Raw genomic sequence first — 19,836 nt, forward strand, 5'->3', positions numbered from 1 at the left:
TTTCTTCCGGAATTCCCATGTCTGTATCCAAAGCCTCCTGGCTGAGCAATCTCGGCATTTCCAAGAAGCTGGCGCTGGGCTTCGGTGCCCTGCTGGTCATGGTGACGGTGGTGGCGCTGTTCGGCTATTTCACCGCCAACACCCTGCTCGAGCGCATCAACAAGACGCGCTACAGCGGTCAGCTCAAGGCCGACGTGCTCGACGTCAGGATCGACGAAAAGGCCTATCTGCTCGATCCCAGCGCCGCCAACGGCACCCGGCAACAGGCCACCCTGGCCAGGGTGACGGCAGACATCGGCAAGGGCCTCACCCTGCTGACCAACCCGGCCAACGTCGCCATCCTGGGCAGCATCCAGCAGGAGATGAAGACCTATCAGGAGCGCTTCGCTGCCCTGCAACAGGCCAACCAGACCAGCGCCGACGCGCAAAAGGAACTGACCCGGGTCTCCGACACCGTTACCGAGACCCTCGACCAGCTGTTCGAATTGGTCTTTGCTCCGGGTGGCAGCTACAGCACCGCCGACCTCAAGGCCTTGGCCGAGATGAAGGCGCAGATGGTCGGGGTGCGCCTGGCCATCCGCCGCTTCCTCGGCACCCCCGATGACAGCAAGTCCCAGGCGACCCTCAAGGTCATCGACGAGCTGCTCAAGACCCTGGCCAGCGCCCAGAAGCAGATCGACGGCGATACCGCCGCGCGCCTCTACAGCGCCACCCAGGACGTGACCCGCTATCGCGCCTTCTTCGAATCCATCGTCGCCCAGAATCGCCAGGCCCAGGCCGCCGTTGCCAGCCTCCAGGAGCAGGGCAACAAGCTGGTGCAGCTGCTGGACCAACTGGGCGAAGGCCAGCTCAAGTCCGCTGCGGCCGAGCGCCAGGCCGCCCTGCTCAAGCTGCTGCTGAGTAGCCTGATCGCCCTGCTGATCGGCATCGCCGCCGCCTGGCTGATCACCCGCCAGATCACCCAGCCGCTGGCGACCGCCATGGCCATGCTCAAGCGCGTCGCCGCCGGCGATCTGACCCAGCGCAGCGAGATCAATCGGCGTGACGAGCTGGGCGAATTGCAACGCACCACCCAGGCCATGGCCGATGACCTGCGCCAGCTGGTCGGTGGCATCGCCAGCGGCGTGGGACAGCTCAGCAGCGCGGCCGACGAACTCTCGGCCTTTGGCGTCCAGACCAGCCGTGGCGCCACCCAGCAGCGCGACGAGATGCATCAGGTGGCCACCGCCATGAACGAGATGGCGGCCACGGTGCATAACGTCGCGCAAAACACCGCCAACGCCTCCAGCGCCGCGCAGAACGCCGACAGCATGGCCCGCGAAGGCAGTCGCACGGTCAAGCGCGCGGCCCAGGAAATCACCCTGGCCGCCGAAGAGGTGCAGGGCCTGGGCGCTGCCATGGAGCGCCTGGACACCGCCAGCGGTCGCATCGGCAGCGTCATCGACGTGATCAAGGCGATCGCCGAGCAGACCAACCTGCTGGCGCTCAACGCCGCGATCGAAGCCGCCCGCGCCGGCGAACAGGGCCGTGGCTTTGCCGTGGTGGCCGACGAGGTCCGCTCCCTGGCCCAGCGGACCCAGGAGTCCACCCAGGAAATCGGCGAACTCATCGCCACCCTGCAGCAGGGCACCACCGAAGCCAGTGCACGGATGCAGGCCAGTCGCGACCGTACCCTGGGTACCGTGACCCTGGCCCAGGACGCCGAGCGCGCCCTGGAGGTCATCTACCAGGCGGTAGCGGAGATCCAAGGTCTCAACCAGCAGATCGCCACCGCGGTGGAGGAGCAGAGCCTGGTGGCCGAGGAGATCAACGGCAACGTGGTCAAGGTCAGCGGCCTGGCCGAGGAATCGGCCACTGCCAACGCCCACGCCGCGGCATCGGTCAACGAACTGGCCCGCCTGGGCGGCGATCTGCAGCAGATGGTCGCGCGCTTCCGCGTCTGACCCCGGCCGCGCCGGCGCCAGGCACTGGCGTCGGCGGTCTCAGGCTTTCGGCGTCAGCATCTGCCCCTGGATGCCGTCGCCGATCACTAGGAAGTGACCGCCGGCGACGTGGTGCAGGGTGCGCAGGCCATCCTGGCCGCGAAAATCCCAGCGGCCTTCGCGAAACACCCGGGTATCGGCCCGGGCGGCGAGCACCTCACCGAGAAACAGGTCGTAGCCCTGCTGGTTGTGTGCCTCGGGCAGCACACGGCATTCCAGCCAGGCCACGCAGTCGGCGATCAACGGCGCGCTGACCTGTTCGCCCGCCAGCGTCTCGATGCCGTAGGCGGCGAACTTGTCCAGCTCGCGACCGCTGGTGTTGCCTACCGTCTGCACCAGATCCACCTGGGCGGCGCAGGGCACGCTGAGCACGAAGCTGCCCTCGGCTTCCAGCAATTCGCGGGTCCAGGTCTGCTTGTCGAGCACCACCGCCACCTTGCCCGGCTCGAAATCCACCGCCATGGCCCAGGCCGCGGCCATGACGTTGCGCCGACCGGCGTGGGTGGCGCTGACCAGCACCGTGGGACCGTGGTTGAGCAGCCGATAGGCCTTGGCCAGGGGGACGGCGGCGAGGATCGAATGCATGGCTGGACTTCCGTGGGAAAAGCCCCAGGTTAACGCAGCCCTTGCCGTTCGGCGCCGCGCGGGTAAAAAATTGCCGCTTTGCGCCACGCTCGCCAAACGCCGGAGGACATCAGGGGTCTATCGCCCACTCCCGGTATGGGACCGACAAGAAACCTGCGTTAAGGATGACTTCTATGCCCACTCGCCTGGCTCTCTCCGCCCTGCTGTTCTGCGCCTGCTGTCTCGGCCTGCCGCTGGCCCAAGCACAGACCGCCAGCCCATCGCACGAGACTTCCGCTCCCCAGCCACTCCTCTCCAGCTCCATCAACGACTTCAGCAACGAAGACTGGGATCGTGGCGTCCTGCGCCGGGTGGCCGGCGTGACCATTCCGGCGACCCCGGCCAACGTCGAGGGCTTCATCAGCGGGCGGCAGGTCCAGCTGGGCGACGGCGAGTGGCGCGCCATCACCGAGGTCCAGCGGGTCGGCGACAACCTGGCCGTGTTCGTCGAGGGCAAGCCGCTGGATGCCGAGGCCGTGGGTTATCCCCGGCGCCTGGTGGTGGACGACGCCCCCGGTACCGGACGCCATCTGCAGCGCCTGCCGGGGCGCTTCAACACCCCGATCAACGACTTCACCAACCAGGACTGGCTCAAGGGCATCTACCGCAAGGCCGCCGGCATTTCCATCCCGGTGACCGAGCGCAATCGCGAGGAATTCAAGCCGGGCGCCATCGTCCGTCTGGCCGACGGCCAGGACTATGCCGTCACCCACGTCAGCGAATTCGGCCGCAGCATGGGCGTGTTCCTCGACAGTCCGGTACTGCCCGGCGAGAAGTACGGCTATCCGCGCCAGCTGACCTTCGTCGCGCCACCGCCCAAGCCCTGAGACCGGGGCTGACCGGCGCTGGTAGAATCCCCCGCCCAGCGTCGTCACCCCGGTCCGCCATGTCCAAGCTCAATCCCCGCCAGGCCGAAGCCGTGGCCTACATCAGCGGTCCCCTGCTGGTGCTGGCCGGTGCCGGCTCCGGCAAGACCAGCGTCATCACCCGCAAGATCGCCTACCTGGTGCAGCAGTGTGGCGTCCGCGCCCAGTACATCTGCGCCGTGACCTTTACCAACAAGGCGGCGCGCGAGATGAAGGCGCGGGTGGCCAGCCTGCTGAAAGCCGGCGAAGGCCGCGGCCTGACCGTCTCGACCTTCCACAACCTCGGGCTGAACATCATCCGCCGCGAGTACGTGCACCTGGGCTACAAGCCGGGCTTCTCGATCTTCGACGAGGGCGACATCAAGGCGCTGCTCACCGACATCATGCAGAAGGAATACCAGGGCGACGACGGCCTGGACGAGATCAAGAACTACATCGGCAACTGGAAGAACGACCTCATCCTGCCGGAGGAGGCCCTGGAAAAGGCGCGCACACCCAAGGAGCAGACCGCCGCGGTGGTCTACCTGCACTACCAGCGCACCCTCAAGGCCTATAACGCGGTCGACTTCGACGACCTCATCCTGATGCCGGTGAAGCTGTTCCAGGAGCATCCCGAGGTGCTGGAGCGCTGGCGCAACCGCATCCGCTACATGCTGGTGGACGAATACCAGGACACCAACACCAGCCAGTACCTGCTGGTAAAGATGCTGGTGCAGGAGCGCGCCCAGTTCACCGTGGTGGGCGACGACGACCAGTCGATCTACGCCTGGCGCGGCGCGCGACCGGAAAACCTGATGCAGCTCAAGGACGACTTTCCCTCGCTCAAGGTGGTGATGCTGGAGCAGAACTACCGCTCCACCAGCCGCATCCTCAGGTGCGCCAACGTGCTCATCGCCAACAACCCCCACGTGTTCGAGAAGCAGCTGTGGAGCGAAATGGGCCACGGCGATCCGATCCGGGTATTGCGCTGCAAGAACGAGGATGGCGAGGCCGAGCGCATCGCCCTGGAGATCCTCACACTGCACCTCAAGACCCAGCGGCCCTACGCGGATTTCGCCATCCTCTATCGCGGCAACCACCAGGCCAAGCTGATGGAGCTCAAGCTCCAGCACCACCAGATTCCCTACCGGCTCTCCGGCGGCACCAGCTTCTTCGCCCGCCAGGAGGTCAAGGACGTGATGTCCTATCTGCGCCTGCTGGTGAATCCGGACGACGACAACGCCTTCCTGCGGGTCATCAATGTGCCGCGCCGGGAGATCGGCTCCACCACCCTGGAAAAGCTCGGCAACTATGCCGGCAGCCGGGATCGCTCGATGTACGCCGCCGCCGACGAAATCGGCCTGGGCGAGCACCTGGACGCCCGCTTCACCGAGCGCCTGTCGCGCTTCAAGCGCTGGATGGACGGGGTCCGCAAGAACTGCGCGGGCGAGGATCCCATCGGCGCCCTGCGCAGCATGGTGATGGACATCGACTACGAGAACTGGATTCGCCAGAACGCCAGCTCCGACAAGGTCGCCGACTTCCGCATGGGCAACGTCTGGTTCCTACTGGATGCCTTGAAGAACATCCTAGAAAAGGATGAAGACGGCCAGATGACCATCGAGGATGCCATCGCCAAGCTGGTCCTGCGCGACATGCTCGAACGCCAGCAGGAAGAAGAGGAAGGTGCCGACGGGGTGCAGATGATGACCCTGCACGCCTCCAAGGGCCTGGAATTCCCCTATGTGTTCATCATGGGCATGGAAGAGGAAATCCTGCCGCACCGCTCCAGCATCGAAGCCGACACCATCGAGGAGGAGCGCCGCCTAGCCTACGTGGGCATCACCCGCGCGCGCCAGACCCTGGCCTTCACCTACGCCACCCGGCGCAAGCAGTACGGCGAGCTGATCGACTGCACCCCCAGTCGCTTCCTCGACGAACTGCCGCCCGAGGACCTGCAGTGGGAAGGCCTGGAAGAAGCGCCTCAGGAACAGAAGGCCGCCCGCGGCAACGACGCCCTGGCGGCGATGCGGGCGATGCTCAAGCGGGGTTGAGGGGAAGGTTTCCAGTGGGCGGCCACCCTCACCCCAGCCCTCTCTCGGAGGGAGAGAGGGCATCCGAAGTCACCCCAAGTTTCGCCCCAAGCCAGTCAGTCCCCTCTCCCCCTGGGAGAGGGTTAGGGTGAGGGCCTACCCACTGCCGCTCCCCCAAAACGATACCGCCCCCGCTACCGGTCAGGCAGCGGGGGCGGTGGTGTGGCCGCGCCGAGGGCTTACTTGGCGAAGCTGGTCACCATGTCGAAGATCGGCTTGGGACGCTTGAGGTCATACATCATCCCGAAGTGGCGCTCGTGGACCACCGAGAGGGTCGGCTCGTCGAGCAGTTCGTAGACGTTGATCTCGGCCACCACGTCCCTGTAGCTGGTGTTGAGCACCGTGAGCATCTGCTTGACGCTGTCGTAGCAGGCCCGATCGCCGTCACGGCCGCCGTCGGTGTTGCCCTGGTAGACGTTGCCGCAGTTCATCTCGTTGAAGAACACCTTGGTCTTGTACTTGTTGGCCATGGCGCGTATCTGGCCCAGGTACATGTCCATCCAGTAGCCCTTGTCGTCGACATAGGGGTAGTAGTGGAAGCTGATGTAGTCGAAGTTGAAGCCCGATGCCTTGGCCTGGTCGAGGAACCACATGGCCCCATTGCGATCACCCGGGCAGCGCGAGGTGGTGGTGCGATCATCCGAGTTGCACGCCATCACGTTGATGGTGGTCTTGAGGTTGGCGCCCAGCTCGTCCGAGGCCTGCTTGATGCCGCGATAGATGCCAACCAGGGTGTTGATGCGATCCTGCGCACCGGCCTTGGCGTAGTCCTGCTCGTTGCCGATCTCCCAGATCTTGATGTCCTTGGCGTAGCGCTTGGCCAGGGTATAGGCCTGCGCTTGGGTCAGCTTATGGGTGATCACCGGCCGCAGGGTGATGTTGTACTTGCGGGCCAGGGACACTAGCCGATCCAGCTCGGGCAGGTTGGTCACCAGATACTCGCCGGAGCGATAGGTGCGCAGATTGCGCGCCGCCAGTAGCTGCAGGCGGGCCTCCATCTCGGCAGGCGGATAGGCGGCGCTGTTGTCGTGCCCGACCACCCCCAGGGGGATGTTCTTGTAGCCGGTCAACGGCGCCGAGGAGACGCTGCCACTGGCGACCGGCAGGACCACGTTCTGCACCGGTTGCACGCTGGCCGCGGGGGTCGGCGTGGTGGTGGTGGCGCCCTGGGCCAGCGCGGTGTTCACCTTCTTGTCGAAGGTGGTCTTGTCGTCGCCCGCGGCGCCTCGCATGACCTCCAGCGGCAGGTTGGCACGCGAGGTGACGCCGTTGGCCAGGCGACTGGTCCAGTAGGCGCTACCGCTGCTGTCGGCGCTGCGGCCATAGAGGTTCTGGTAGACCTGGTTGACCAGGGCCGGACCGTTCAGCGAGCCATAGAGGGCAGTCGATTCGCTGTTGCCGGCGAAGTTGGCCGCCAATTGCTCGACGCTCATGTCGCTGGCCAGGCGCGAGGCCCAGTAGTTGAGGCCGCCGGCATCGGCTGCCCGGCCGTAGTAGGCCAGGTAGAGCTGCTCGACGGTGGTCAGCTTGGACGAGGTCGCGGCATTGGCGGTGGTGCCAGTGACAGCGCCAGCCATGGGCGTGCTGCCTGCGGTGGTGCCCGTGGTGCTGGTACCCGTGGCCGGCGCGGCACCGGTGGTGGTGCCGTTGGTCGCTCCGGCAGTACCGGCGGCACCGGTCCCGCCGATGGTGCCCGCGGTCGCACCGCCCGTGGCGGTCTCGGTCCTGGGGGGTGTGGCGGCAGTCGGGGTCACCTGCGGGCCGATCCCGGCGCAGCTGTCCTTGTCCAGGTACTTGGCCAGCACCGCCCACTGCGGACGCTCCTTGCCATTGATCGGCTCGACCGCCTGGTTGTAGGTGCCCCAGCCCGGGCCGGCGGCCCAGTAGGTGGCCGGAATGCAGTTCTGCTTCAGATAGGCCAGCATGCCGTCGAGAATGGGCAACCAGCGCGCATCCGTGTCAGGTACGCCGAAGCCGCCGATGAAGCCGCGCTTGTTGTTGGCCTTGAGCCAGGTGACGAAGGGCTTGAGGCGCTCGACGCCATAGCTGGGCGAGAGGGTCGCCACGTTCAGGCTGGTGTCGAAGAAAGCTTGGGCCATGAAGATCAGGTTGTTAGCCGGATCGTTGAGCTTGAGCAGCGTATCGTTCCACTGCGGCCAGCGGGTGGTGTCGGCCCAGCCGTTGCCTTCGACGAAGATAGGGTGGGTCGAATCGACCGCGCGCACGCCATTGATGCCGTACTGGGCGGCGGTCGGCCAGTTGCTCACGGCGTCGTGGGGCTCGTTCATGATGTCGTAGCCATAGAGCGCCGCATGGGTGCCCCAGCGCTGAGCGACACGAGTCATAAGATTCTGGAAGGCCTCGTAGGGGATTTCGCCCGCGCCGATGACCTTGCCCTGGTAGCGGGCGTAGTTGTGTAGATCGAGGATGACCTTGACGCCATACTTCTGGGCGTAGCCCAGGGTGCGATCGATCAGGCCGGCGTAGGTGGGATCGAAATTGGCCCCCATGGACGATTGCAGGCGCTCCCAGAGGATGGGGAAGCGCACCAGCTTCACGCCCTTGGCGCTCCACTGCTGGAAATGGCTCTCGGCCGGGAAGATGAAGTTGCGGTCGTTGACACCGGGCAGTACCTGGGCGGCGAAGGTGGCGCCGGAGAAGTTGAGACCGACCAGGTCAACGGCCTGGGCGGAGGTGGCAAGCGAAGCGGTGGCGAACAGGGCAGGCAACAGCAGCGCCTGACGCGGCAGGCGGCGGGAGATGGAGCTAAGGATTGTCATCAAGAAGGAACCAGATAGGCCGAGGTGCGCGATTCGATCCGTGCATCCCACCTCGGTACAGCAGGAAAACTGCCGGGGAAGATCGTTTCCCTAGCACCTGCAAAGCCTAGTGCAAGCGCTAGACCAATAAGAACCCGTGCCATCACGAAGCAGGGGTAAACGCAGCGTTTTGTCAGATGTACGGTGCCGATGATGGCACTTTGTCTACCGCTCGTCGGTGACCATTCGGTCACCCATGAGACCTGTTTTCGCGTTGAAGTCAGGTTTGTCCGCTTTCTGACGGCTCAGGGCTTGCCGGCATAGCGGCGGATCAGTTCCATGACCGGTTTTGGGCGGTCCAGGTCGTACATCAGCCCGAAGTGACGCTCATGGGCAATCGGATGGCTCGGCTCGTCGAGCAATTCGTAGACGTTGATCTCGCGAACAATGTCGCGATAGCGCCCATTGAGTTCGGAAAGGATGGCTTCGAGGCTGTCATGGCAGCCTTGATCGCCCGGCCGGCCGCCATCGGTGGCGCCCTGGTAGATCTCGCCGCAATTGACCTCGTTGAAGAAGATCCGCGTTCGGTACTTTTCCGCCATGGCGCGCATCTGCCCCAGGTAGAGATCCATCCAGCGGCCGCGGTCGCGGTAGTGCGGGTAGTAGTGGAAGCTGATGTGGTCGAACGCGAACCCGGCGGCCCGGGCCTGATCGAGAAACCACATGGATCCCAGGTGATCGCCCGGGCAACGGGCCTTGGCGCCCCGGTCGTCGGGGTTGCAGGACATCACGTTGATGGTGGTCTCGAGGCCGGCGTCCAGTTCGTCGGAGGCCCGGCGGATGCCGCGATAGATGTCCACCAGTCGACTGATGCGGATGCCGGCGCCGACCCGCGAATAGTCCTGCTCGTTGCCGATCTCCCAGATCTTGATGTCCTTGGCGTAGCGCTTGGCCAAGGCATAGGCCTGGGCCTGAGTCAGTTGCTGGGTGATCACCGGTCGCAGGGTGATGTGGTACTGCCGGGCCAGGGCCACCAGGCGATCCAGGCGGGGCAGATCCAGCAGCAGGAATTCACCCGAGCGATAGCTGCGCAGGTTGTAGCGGTCGAGCAGCTGCAGGCGCCTTTCCATCTGCACATCGGGATAGGCGGCGTTGTTGTCGTGGCCGACCACGCCCAGGGGGATGTAGGGCAGGTCGGGCAGGGAGACGGAGTCGGCGGCCCGGACCGGGGCACCCAGGCACAGGGCGGCGACCAGGCCGAACCAGGGCGAAATTCTAGGCATCAGGCGCATCCTTGCAGATAAAAAAGAGCAGAGCGGCGGAGCATGGCAAAGTGCCGGCAGCGGCTCAATGCCAAGGGTGTCCAGGCTGCGACCTCCGCCACATCGCCGCAGGTTACAGTAGGTGTCCGTGCGCCTTGCCGAGGACCTGCCCATGACCACTACCCTGCTGCTGGCCCAGGCCTGCAACAATCGCTGGTCGAACCACCGCCTGCTGGCGACCTGCGCCCTGCTGCCGGTCGCGGCCCTGCGGACGCCCCAACCCGCCGCCTTTTTCGGCTCGCTCTGGGCCCTGCTCGGCCATCTGCTCGATGTCGATCGCTTCTATCTCGATGCGCTGCACGATCAGCCTCGGCCCTACCAGGATACCGACTGGCCTGACCTGGCAGCGCTGCGTGCGGCCCAGAGCGCCAGTGACCAGCGCCTCATCACCCTGTGTCGCAACCTCGGTTCCCAGCAACTGACCCAGCTCATCACCCTGCCCCGCGCTAGCGGCCCGGTACGGGAAGGGCGACTGCGCACCCTGCAGCATCTCTTCGTGCACCAACTGCACCATCGCGGCCAGGCCCACGCCCTGCTCCTGGCCAGCGGCGTGGCGCCGCCGCAACTGGACGAATTCTTTCTCGCCCAGGACGAACCGCTACGCCGGGCGGAGCTGGCGGCCCTGGGGATCGATGAAGGGGAGTTATGGGGGACTGGCTCGTAGTAGCAACTGTCTTTATCGCGGCCATGCCGGTGCGCCGTAGCGACCGCTCCTACAAAAGCATCACCCCTGTAGGAGCGGCCCATGGCCGCGATTCGCTGCTGAGACTCCTATCGCGGCGGCCGATCGTGATCTGTCTTGGAGCGCTGTGGACAAACGCCCACCCGGCCAACCCCCTCTCCCTCCGGGAGAGGGTTGGGGTGAGGGCCGCTCCCGCACCGGCCTCCAGGTGGAAAAGGCGGCGCCGTTTTCCACCCTACAGCCGCCTTGCCGCGGGTGCTCAGAAATTCGCCGGCGTGGTCGCGCTGATCAGCCGGGCGGGGGCTTCGAAGGGATTGCGGAAGCGATGCGGGCGGCTGCTTTCGAAGTAATAGCTGTCGCCGGGTTCGAGGATGTGCACCTCGCCGCCCACGGTCAGCTCCAGGCGGCCTTCCACCACCAGGCCGGCCTCTTCGCCTTCATGGGCGTACATCTCTTCGCCGGTGTCGGCGCCGGGCGGATAGGTCTCGTCGAGAAAGGCCAGGGCGCGACTGGGATGGGCCCGACCGACCAGGCGCATGCGCACGGTGTGGGCGCCACTGGAGATGTCGATGAGCTCATGGGCGCGATAGACCACTTGGGTCGGCGTGTCCTGCTCCAGGTCCAGGGAAAAGAATTCCACCAGGGACATGGGGATGCCGGCTAGCACCTTTTTCAGCGAGCTGATGGAGGGACTGACGCTGTTCTTCTCGATCATCGAGATGGTGCTGTTGGTCACCCCGGCACGCTTGGCGAGTTCGCGCTGGGAGAGGCCCTTGAGGGTACGGATGGTTTGCAGGCGAGCACCGACGTCCAAGGTGGGAAAGACTCCTCGAGCAGGCGGGTGAGACGTGGCCAGGCCACGCGCTGAAGGCGTGCCACGGCACGGTGTTCGGCATCATGGCAACGCTGTTCGAGATTTACAACACCACGACGGACGTGCGGCCCCCGCAAGGCGTTCGCCTGGCGGCAGCAGCGCCCGGAGGCCCTGCCCAGGGCCTAGTCGTGATAGCTGCGCGCCACCCGCTTGAGGTTGCACAGCAACTGGTAGGGAATGGTGTCGCAGCGTTCCGCCAGGTCCGCCACCGACACCTGACGGCCCCAGAATTCCACCTCGCTGCCCACCCCGGCCTGGGGATGATCGGTGAGGTCGACGGTGAGCATGTCCATGGATACCCGGCCGATCAGTTGGCCAGGACGGCCTTCGATGGCCACCGGGGTGCCATTGGGCGCGTGGCGCGGATAGCCGTCGGCATAGCCCAGGGCGACCACGCCGACCCGGGTCGGCCCGGCGGTGACGAAGCGCGCGCCATAGCCCACCGGCTCGCCGGCTGGCAGTTCGCGTACGGCGATCACCCGCGAGGTCAGGGTCATCACCGGTTGCAGTCGTTCGGCGGCAGCCTGGGACGTAGCGAAGGGCGAGACGCCATAGAGCATCAGCCCCGGGCGCACCCAGTCACCGGCCGCCTGGGGCCAGCCCAGGGTCGCCGGCGAATTGCGCAGGCTGGTAGGTCCGGGCAGGCCCTCAGTGGCCGCGCGGAAGGTGGCGATCTGCGTCGCGGTGGCCGGGCTGTCCGGTTCGTCGGCGCGGGCGAAGTGGGTCAGCTTGACGATGCCGCTGACCTTGCCGCTGGCCAGCAGTCGCCGGTAGGCGGCGGCGTAGTCCTGGGGAAAGAAGCCGACCCGGTGCATACCGGAATCCAGCTTCAGCCAGACCTGCAGCGGCCGCGCCAGGGTGGCCCGCTCCAAGGCCTCCAGCTGCCAGTCAGCGTGGATCACCGTCCAGAGATCATGCTCGGCAATCAGCGGCAATTCGTCGATGCCGAAGAAGCCTTCCAGCAGCAGGATGGGCGCACGGATCCCGGCGGCGCGCAGCTCCAGGGCCTCCTCGATGCAGGCCACGGCGAAGCCGTCGGCTTCCTGGGCCAGGGCGCTGGCCACCGCCACGGCACCATGGCCATAGGCATCGGCCTTGATCACCGCCAGGGCGCGGGCATCGGAGAGTTCAAGTGCCAGGCGATAGTTCTGGCGCAGGGCGGCGAGGTCGATGACGGCGCGGGCGGGACGCATGGGCGGTCTCGGAGAGGGAAGGAGAGATTTGGGAGGGGCCGAAAAGCCCCTCACCCCGGCCCTCTCCCAGAGGGAGAGGGGGAAGCAGGCCCAGGCCTTACTTGACGGCGGCGATGACGTTCATTTCCACCAGGATGTCCGGCTTGGCCAGCTTGGCTTCGACGGTGGTGCGACCCGGGGTGGCGCCCTGGGCGGCCCATTCGTCCCAGGCGCGATTCATGCCCTCGAAGTGCAGGGCGATGTCGCGCAGGAAGATGGTCACCACCAGGATGTGCTGCTTGTCGCTGCCGGCCTCGGCGAGGAATTTGTCGATGTTGGCCAGGGTCTCGCGGGTCTGCTGGTAGATGTCGCCGGAAAAGTCGTCGGCCAGCTGGCCGGCCAGGTAGACGGTGCCGTTGTGGATATTGATTTCGCTGAGGCGGCGATCAGTGTGCAGACGCTGTACGGGCATTGCGCGGGGACTCCTGGGTAGCGGAATAACGGGAGATGTCGAGACCCTCGGCGCTGATCTGCGGCTGCTTGCGGGCGATCAGATCGGCCAGCAGGCGACCGGAGCCGCAGGCCATGGTCCAGCCCAGCGTCCCGTGCCCGGTATTGAGGAACAGGTTGCGATAGCGGGTGGCGCCGACGATGGGGGTCCCGTCCGGGGTGGCGGGTCGCAGACCGGTCCAGAAGCTGGCCCGGGCGAGGTCGCCGCCGCGAGGATAGAGGTCGCCGGTGATCATTTCCAGGGTCGCGCGGCGGCGTGGATCCAGGTTCAGGTCGAAGCCGCAGATCTCGGCCATGCCGCCGACGCGGATGCGATCGTCGAAGCGGGTGATGGCGACCTTGTAGGTCTCGTCGAGGATGGTCGAGGTCGGCGCCATGGCGGCATCGACGATGGGCACCGTCAGCGAATAGCCCTTGAGCGGATAGACCGGCGCGCGGATGCCCAGGGGCGCCAGCAGCTGTGGCGAATAGCTGCCCAGGGCCAGGACATAGTGATCGGCGGTGAGCAGTTCGCCATCGACCCTGACGCCGTCGATGCGATCGCCACTGGCGCTGAGTTGCTGGATCTCGGCGCCGAAGCGGAATTCCACGCCCAGGCGGCGGGCCTCCTCGGCCAGGCGATTGGTGAACAGGAAGCAGTCGCCGGTCTGGTCGTTGGGCAGGCGCAGGCCGCCGGCCAGCTTGTGCTTGACCGCCGCCAGCGCCGGTTCGACCCGGGCCACGCCGTCGCGGTCGAGCAGCTCGAAGGGCACGCCGGAGCGCTCCAGCACGGCGATGTCCTTGGCCGCGGCCTCCACCTGCTGCTGGGTGCGGAAGATCTGGGTGGTGCCCAGCTGGCGGCCTTCGTAGGCAATGCCGGTGTCCTGGCGCAACTCGTCGAGGCAGTCGCGGCTGTATTCGGACAGCCGCACCATGCGTTCCTTGTTGACCGCATAGCGGGCCGCGGTGCAGTTGCGCAGCATCTGCGCCATCCACAGGTACTGGCTGCTGTCGCCGGTCAGGCGGATGGCCAGGGGCGCGTGCTTCTGGAACAGCCACTTCAGCGCCTTGAGCGGTACGCCGGGTGCGGCCCAGGGCGAGGCATAGCCAGGCGAGACCTGACCGGCGTTGGCATGGCTGGTCTCCAGGGCGGGACCGGCCTGGCGATCAACCACGACCACCTCGAAACCCTGACGGGCCAGATAGTAGGCGCTGGTCGTGCCGATGACGCCGCTACCCAAAACCAGTACACGCATCGCTAGCTCCTGGCCGGCGAGAGAATTTCGCCGGCTTTCGTCGGAATGAAGGCAGATACGGCAAGTATAGAAAGCCGGTCGCAGTGCTAATCACTGAAGAATTGCCTATATTCGGAGTAATTTTCCGGTAAAGACCCCTTTGGCAGAGACCCCCGCGATGCGTACCCATCACCAGGCCAGACGCGAGCTGGACAAGATCGACCGCAATATCCTGCGCATCCTCCAGGACGATGGCCGCATCTCCTTCACCGAGCTGGGCGAGCGGGTGGGGCTGTCCACCACGCCCTGCACCGAGCGCGTCCGCCGGCTGGAGCGCGAGGGCATCATCCAGGGCTACAACGCCCGCCTCAATCCGCAGCACCTCAAGGCCGGGCTGCTGGTATTCGTCGAACTGAGCCTGGACTACAAGTCCGGCGACACCTTCGAGGAATTCCGCCGCGCCGTGCTCAAGCTGCCCCAGGTGCTGGAATGCCATCTGGTCTCCGGCGAATTCGACTACCTGGTCAAGGCGCGCATCTCCGAGATGGCCTCCTATCGCAAGCTGCTCGGCGACATCCTGCTCAAGCTGCCCCATGTGCGCGAATCCAAGAGCTACATCGTGATGGAAGAGATCAAGGAGACCCTGAGTCTGCCGGTGCCGGACTAACGGCTGGCAACCCCGGGGATCACCGTCTAGGCTGCGGTCTTTCGTCAGATCGCCAAGCAGGCCACGCCATGGATCCCCGCCAACGCCAACTTATCACCGCCGCCAATCGCCAGGCCTGGGAGCTGTCGGCGCCGCTCCATGCCCAGGGCGAGGACTGGCAGCGCCTGCTGGAACAGGCACGGCAACCTGGCTTTTCGGTCCTCGACGCCTGCCTGACCGCCACCCTCACCGCACTAGACATCCGCGGCCTGAGTTGCGCCCAGGTCGGCTGCAACAACGCCCGCGAATTGCTCTCCCTGGCCAGCCTTGGCGGCCGTCCCGCGCTGGGCATAGACCAGTCGCCGGCCTTTCTCGCCCAGGGCGAGCAGCTGGCCGCGGCGGCGGGCCTGGCGCCGCGACTGGTGGCGGCCGACATCTATGCCCTGCCCGCCGGGCTCGGCCAGCACGACCTGGTGCTGATCACCATTGGCGTATTGAACTGGATGCCGGACCTGCCGGCCTTCTTCGCCGCGGTGCAAGGCCTGCTGGCCCCGGGTGGGCGCCTGGTGATCTACGAGACCCATCCCTTCCTGGAAGTCTTCGAGCCCCAGGCGGACCAGCCGCTGGTGCCGCGCTACAGCTACTTCCGCCGCGAGCCGCTGGTGAGCGACCACCTCATCGCCTACGACGGCGTGGATCACGGCCAGGGCGCGCCGAGCTACTGGCACATCCACACCCTGGGCGCCATCGTCACCGCCTGCCTGGATGCCGGCCTGAGGTTGCAACGGCTGGAAGAGCATCCACACTCCAATCGCGAGGTCGACTACGACCTCTATCAAGACCAGGACGCCCAGTTGCCGATGAGTTTCACCTTGGTAGCCGGGCGCCCCGCGGCTTAGGATTGCGCCTTCGCCAGGTCAGCCAGACGTCGCCATGCAGCCCCACGCGCCTTCCTACTACGCCGCCACCGCCAATCTGGAACTGGACTTTCCGCCCCTGGAGGGCGAGGTCCAAACGGATGTCTGCGTGGTCGGCGGTGGCTTTTCCGGGCTCAATACCGCCCTGGAACTGGCCGAGCGCGGCGCCCGGGTGGTGCTGCTGGAAGCCCGCCGCATCGGCTGGGGCGCCAGCGGCCGCAACGGCGGCCAACTGATCCGCGGCGTCGGCCATGACGTCGAGCAATTCGAACCGGTCATCGGCACCGAGGGGGTGCGCGAACTCAAGCGCCTGGGCTTCGAGGCGGTGGACCTGGTGCGTCAGCGCATCGCCCGCCATGGCATCGACTGCGCTCTCACCTGGGGCTTCGCCGACCTGGCCAACAAGCCGCGCCACTGGCAGCACCTGCAGGAAGAGCATGCCGCGCTGCGGGCCCTGGGCTATCCCCATCCGCTGCGCCTGGTGCCCAAGGCCCGGCTGGCCGAGGTGGTCGGCTCCGACCGCTACCAGGGCGCCCTGGTGGACGAGGGCTCCGGCCACCTGCATCCGCTCAATCTGGCTCTCGGCGAAGCTGCCGCGGCCCGGGCGCTGGGCGTGCAACTGCACGAAGACAGCCAGGTCACCCGCCTGGAATACGGCCCCCGGGTGCGCGTCCACACCGCCCGCGGCCGGGTCTCGGCCGATACCCTGGTGCTCTGCTGCAACGCCTATATCGACGACCTGCAACCCGATCTCGCCGCCCAGGTCCTGCCGGCCGGCAGCTATGTGATCGCCACCGAGCCGCTGTCCGCCGAACGCGCCGCGCGCCTGCTGCCAGGCAATCGCGCGGTCTGCGACCAGAACGTGGCGGTGGACTACTTCCGCCTTTCCGCCGATCGCCGCCTGCTGTTCGGCGGCGCCTGCCACTATTCCGGACGCGATCCCAGGGACATCGCCGGCTACATGCGGCCGAAGATGCTGGAGGTCTTCCCCGAACTCGCGGACGTGCGGGTGGACTACGCCTGGGGCGGCATGATCGGCATCGGCGCCAATCGCCTGCCGCAGATCGGCCGGCTGCGCGAGCACCCCAATGTCTTCCATGCCCAGGCCTATGCCGGTCATGGGGTCAACGCTACCCACCTGGCCGGTCACCTGCTGGCCGAGGCGATCCTCGCCCAGTCGGCCGGTTTCGACCTGTTCGCCCGGGTGCCCCATGCGCGCTTTCCCGGCGGTCGCCACCTGAGGTCGCCGCTGCTGGCCCTGGGCATGCTCTGGTATCGCCTCAAGGACAGCCTGTGATCCGCCTGGTCGTGCCCCTGCTGCTGGCGCTGCTGGCCGGCTGCGCCACGCCGATTCCGCGCCACGCCTCTCAGGTCCTGCCGGTCGCCGGCACCGCCCTGGACAGCCAGGTGCGCATGGCCGGCGCCACCCATCCGGGCCTGTCGGGTCTGCGTCTGCTGGAAACCAGCACCGACGCCTTCACCGCTCGCGCCGAGCTGATCCGCAAGGCTCAGCGCAGCCTGGACATCCAGTACTACATCGTCCACGACGGCCTGACCACGCGGCTGCTGGTCAACGAACTGCTCAAGGCGGCGGATCGCGGCGTGCGCATCCGCTTTCTCATCGACGACACCAGCAGCGACGGCAACGACTACCAGATCGCCGTGCTGGCGGCCCATCCCAATGTGCAGATCCGCGTCTTCAATCCGCTGCACCTGGGCCGCAGCACCGGTCCGACCCGGGCCCTGGGCCGCCTGGTGGATCTCAACCACCAGCACCGCCGCATGCACAACAAACTGTGGCTGGCCGACGACAGCGTGGCCATCGTCGGCGGCCGCAACCTGGGCGACGAGTACTTCGATGCCCGCCCGGAGATGAACTTCACCGATCTCGACCTGCTCGCCGCCGGTCCGGTGGCACGCCAGCTGGGCACCAGCTTCGACCAGTACTGGAACAGTCCGCTGAGCCAGCCGGCCCGGCGGCTGCGCTGGTTCGCCCCCTCGCCCACCGCGCTGGTGCGGCTGCGCGCACGGCTGCATCACTACCTCGACAGCGAACGCACCCGCGACCTGGCGCTGTACAACCGTCTGCGGCGCTACGCCACCGCGCCCCAGCTCGATGGCTGGCTGCAGGAGCTGACCTGGGCCCATGCCCAGGCATTCTGGGATGCGCCGCGCAAGGTGCTGGCCGAGGACGAACCGGACTGGCAGCTGCTGCTCACCCATCAGCTGCAACCGACCCTGGACGGCGCCCAGCACGAACTGCTACTGGTCTCTTCCTACTTCGTGCCGATGAATCAGGGGGTCGCCTACCTGGGTGGCCTGGCCGCCCGCGGCGTCGATGTCCGGGTGCTGACCAACGCCCTGGAAGCCACCGACGTACCCGCCGTGCACGCCGGCTATGCGCCCTATCGCGCGGCCCTGCTGGCCCAGGGAGTCAGGCTCTATGAGTTGCGCGCCCGCCCGGACCAGAAACGCTCCGCCCTGCCCTACAGCTTTGGCGAATCCGAATCCAGTCTGCACAGCAAGGCCATGGCCATCGACGGGCGCTGGTCCTTCATCGGCTCCTTCAATTTCGATCCGCGCTCGGTGCTGTGGAACACCGAGGTCGGCATCCTGGTGGACAGCCCGGCCCTTACCGGTCGCCTGCGCCAGCTGATGCTGCAGGGCATGGACCCGAGCGTCTCCTATGCGGTCAAGCGCGTCGAGGATCGCGGACAGGTGCGGCTGGAGTGGGTCAGCGAGCGCGACGGCCAGCCCCGGGTGCTGCACCACGAACCGGGCAGCGCCTGGCGGCGCTTCAACGCCTGGGTGGTCAAGGCGGTGGGGCTGGAGCGGATGCTCTAGGCTTCGCCCTCACCCCAACCTTCGCCCAAAGGAAGAGGGGGTTAGCGCGTAGGTTGGGTTGAGACGGCTCCGCCGTCGAAGCCCAACAACCAGCACCGTGCCAGCCCTGTTGGGCTCCACTAGCGCTCAATCCAACCTACGACTCCATCAATCTCCCTGCAAAAAATCCGGCAATTGCTCATTTTATGAGCAGTAGTCAACCCGGACTTCGGCTAAGGTCGACCGCATTCATCGGCCCCGCTCCGGCACCTGGCCGCCCCCTGCATCGAGGATCTCCCATGAGCGCTACCGCCCTGCGTCACGACTGGACTCTCGCCGAAGTCCGCGCCCTGTTCCAGCAGCCCTTCAACGACCTGCTGTTCCAGGCCCAGGGCGTGCATCGCCAGCACTTCGATCCCAATCGCGTGCAGGTCTCCACCCTGCTGTCGATCAAGACCGGCGCCTGCCCGGAAGACTGCAAGTACTGCCCCCAGTCCGGCCACTACAACACCGGCCTGGAAAAGGAAAAGCTGATGGAGGTGCAGAAGGTGCTGGAGGCGGCCGCCGAGGCCAAGGCCATCGGCTCGACCCGCTTCTGCATGGGCGCTGCCTGGAAACACCCGTCCGCCAAGGACATGCCCTATGTCCTGCAGATGGTGCAAGGCGTCAAGGCGCTGGGCCTGGAGACCTGCATGACCCTCGGCCGCCTGGACCAGGAGCAGACCCGCGCCCTGGCCGACGCCGGCCTGGACTACTACAACCACAACTTGGACACCTCGCCGGAGTTCTACGGCAGCATCATCACCACCCGCACCTACGGCGAGCGCCTGCAGACCCTGGCCTACGTCCGCGAAGCCGGGATGAAGATCTGCTCCGGCGGCATCCTCGGCATGGGCGAGTCGGTGGACGACCGCGCCGGCCTGCTGATCCAGCTGGCCAACCTGCCCGAGCATCCCGAGTCGGTGCCGATCAACATGCTGGTCAAGGTCCAGGGCACCCCGCTGGCCGACGAGAAGGACGTCGATCCCTTCGACTTCATCCGCACCCTGGCGGTGGCACGCATCCTCATGCCCAAGTCCCATGTGCGCCTGTCCGCCGGTCGCGAGCAGATGAACGAGCAGATGCAGTCCCTGGCCTTCCTGGCCGGCGCCAACTCCATCTTCTATGGCGAAAAGCTGCTGACCACCGGCAACCCCCAGGCCGACAAGGACATGCAGCTGTTCGCCCGCCTCGGCATCCAGCCCGAAGCCCGCGAAGAGCACGCCGACGAGGTGCACCAGGCCGCCATCGAGCAGGCCCTGGTGGAACAGCGCAACGGCGAACTCTTCTACGACGCCGCCACTGCCTGACCCCGCGCTCCCTCCTGCTCTTCC

General features: G+C 66.4%; 16 protein-coding genes. 9 read left to right on the forward strand and 7 right to left on the reverse strand.

Annotated features, from left to right (window positions below; all coding sequences use genetic code 11):
• Positions 1–17 precede the first annotated feature (17 nt).
• On the forward strand, positions 18–1,943 hold the full coding sequence (locus AABM56_RS21640; protein ID WP_133862033.1) for a methyl-accepting chemotaxis protein: 1,926 nt from the start codon (positions 18–20) through the stop codon (positions 1,941–1,943).
• Between the two features lie 39 nt (positions 1,944–1,982).
• Here AABM56_RS21640 and AABM56_RS21645 read toward each other — a convergent pair whose 3' ends face one another.
• Positions 1,983–2,567: a flavin reductase family protein gene (locus AABM56_RS21645; protein ID WP_285385679.1), complete on the reverse strand. Its 585-nt coding sequence runs from the start codon at positions 2,565–2,567 to the stop codon at positions 1,983–1,985.
• A gap of 173 nt (positions 2,568–2,740) precedes the next feature.
• Between AABM56_RS21645 and AABM56_RS21650 the strand changes: the two genes are divergently transcribed.
• Both AABM56_RS21650 and rep read left to right on the forward strand, forming a co-directional pair.
• Positions 2,741–3,433, forward strand: coding sequence for a hypothetical protein (locus AABM56_RS21650; RefSeq protein WP_133862035.1), 693 nt, complete (start codon positions 2,741–2,743; stop codon positions 3,431–3,433).
• A gap of 59 nt (positions 3,434–3,492) precedes the next feature.
• Positions 3,493–5,505 (forward strand): DNA helicase Rep, encoded by a 2,013-nt coding sequence (gene rep, locus AABM56_RS21655; protein ID WP_133862036.1) that lies wholly within the window; start codon positions 3,493–3,495, stop codon positions 5,503–5,505.
• Positions 5,506–5,723: 218 nt separating this feature from the next.
• Here rep and AABM56_RS21660 read toward each other — a convergent pair whose 3' ends face one another.
• Both AABM56_RS21660 and AABM56_RS21665 read right to left on the reverse strand, forming a co-directional pair.
• Entirely contained in the window at positions 5,724–8,324 is a 2,601-nt protein-coding gene (locus AABM56_RS21660) for a cellulase family glycosylhydrolase (protein ID WP_347883692.1), read from the reverse strand.
• Between the two features lie 284 nt (positions 8,325–8,608).
• Positions 8,609–9,586 carry a hypothetical protein gene (locus tag AABM56_RS21665; protein ID WP_347883693.1) on the reverse strand — a complete coding sequence of 326 codons (978 nt, stop codon included), beginning with the start codon at positions 9,584–9,586 and terminating at the stop codon, positions 8,609–8,611.
• 151 nt (positions 9,587–9,737) lie between these two features.
• Here AABM56_RS21665 and AABM56_RS21670 point away from each other — a divergent pair, with 151 nt between their 5' ends.
• On the forward strand, positions 9,738–10,289 hold the full coding sequence (locus AABM56_RS21670) for a DinB family protein (RefSeq protein ID WP_347883694.1): 552 nt from the start codon (positions 9,738–9,740) through the stop codon (positions 10,287–10,289).
• A gap of 277 nt (positions 10,290–10,566) precedes the next feature.
• Here AABM56_RS21670 and AABM56_RS21675 read toward each other — a convergent pair whose 3' ends face one another.
• The 4 genes from AABM56_RS21675 to dadA all read right to left on the reverse strand — a co-directional run bounded on the left by AABM56_RS21675 (position 10,567) and on the right by dadA (position 14,098).
• Positions 10,567–11,121 carry a cupin domain-containing protein gene (locus AABM56_RS21675; RefSeq protein ID WP_347883695.1) on the reverse strand — a complete coding sequence of 185 codons (555 nt, stop codon included), beginning with the start codon at positions 11,119–11,121 and terminating at the stop codon, positions 10,567–10,569.
• A gap of 182 nt (positions 11,122–11,303) precedes the next feature.
• On the reverse strand, positions 11,304–12,374 hold the full coding sequence (alr, locus tag AABM56_RS21680) for an alanine racemase (RefSeq protein WP_347883696.1): 1,071 nt from the start codon (positions 12,372–12,374) through the stop codon (positions 11,304–11,306).
• Between the two features lie 97 nt (positions 12,375–12,471).
• On the reverse strand, positions 12,472–12,825 hold the full coding sequence (locus AABM56_RS21685) for a RidA family protein (protein WP_347883697.1): 354 nt from the start codon (positions 12,823–12,825) through the stop codon (positions 12,472–12,474).
• Entirely contained in the window at positions 12,800–14,098 is a 1,299-nt protein-coding gene (dadA, locus tag AABM56_RS21690) for a D-amino acid dehydrogenase (RefSeq protein WP_280308220.1), read from the reverse strand. Before dadA ends, AABM56_RS21685 begins: the two co-directional genes overlap by 26 nt.
• A gap of 157 nt (positions 14,099–14,255) precedes the next feature.
• Here dadA and AABM56_RS21695 point away from each other — a divergent pair, with 157 nt between their 5' ends.
• The 5 genes from AABM56_RS21695 (at position 14,256) to bioB (ending at position 19,812) form a co-directional block, all read left to right on the forward strand.
• Positions 14,256–14,744 carry an Lrp/AsnC ligand binding domain-containing protein gene (locus AABM56_RS21695; RefSeq protein WP_007159864.1) on the forward strand — a complete coding sequence of 163 codons (489 nt, stop codon included), beginning with the start codon at positions 14,256–14,258 and terminating at the stop codon, positions 14,742–14,744.
• Between the two features lie 68 nt (positions 14,745–14,812).
• On the forward strand, positions 14,813–15,622 hold the full coding sequence (locus AABM56_RS21700) for a class I SAM-dependent methyltransferase (protein WP_347883698.1): 810 nt from the start codon (positions 14,813–14,815) through the stop codon (positions 15,620–15,622).
• Positions 15,623–15,656: 34 nt separating this feature from the next.
• On the forward strand, positions 15,657–16,937 hold the full coding sequence (locus AABM56_RS21705) for an FAD-binding oxidoreductase (protein ID WP_347883699.1): 1,281 nt from the start codon (positions 15,657–15,659) through the stop codon (positions 16,935–16,937).
• Positions 16,934–18,484 carry a phospholipase D family protein gene (locus tag AABM56_RS21710; RefSeq protein WP_347883700.1) on the forward strand — a complete coding sequence of 517 codons (1,551 nt, stop codon included), beginning with the start codon at positions 16,934–16,936 and terminating at the stop codon, positions 18,482–18,484. The genes AABM56_RS21705 and AABM56_RS21710 overlap by 4 nt, the downstream gene beginning before the upstream one ends.
• 278 nt (positions 18,485–18,762) lie before the next feature.
• Positions 18,763–19,812, forward strand: a complete 1,050-nt coding sequence (bioB, locus tag AABM56_RS21715; protein ID WP_133862046.1) for a biotin synthase BioB — start codon at positions 18,763–18,765, stop codon at positions 19,810–19,812.
• Positions 19,813–19,836 lie beyond the last annotated feature (24 nt).

This window comes from Pseudomonas aestiva (assembly GCF_039908605.1).
In the GTDB taxonomy this organism is placed as follows: Bacteria; Pseudomonadota; Gammaproteobacteria; order Pseudomonadales; family Pseudomonadaceae; genus Chryseomonas; species Chryseomonas aestiva.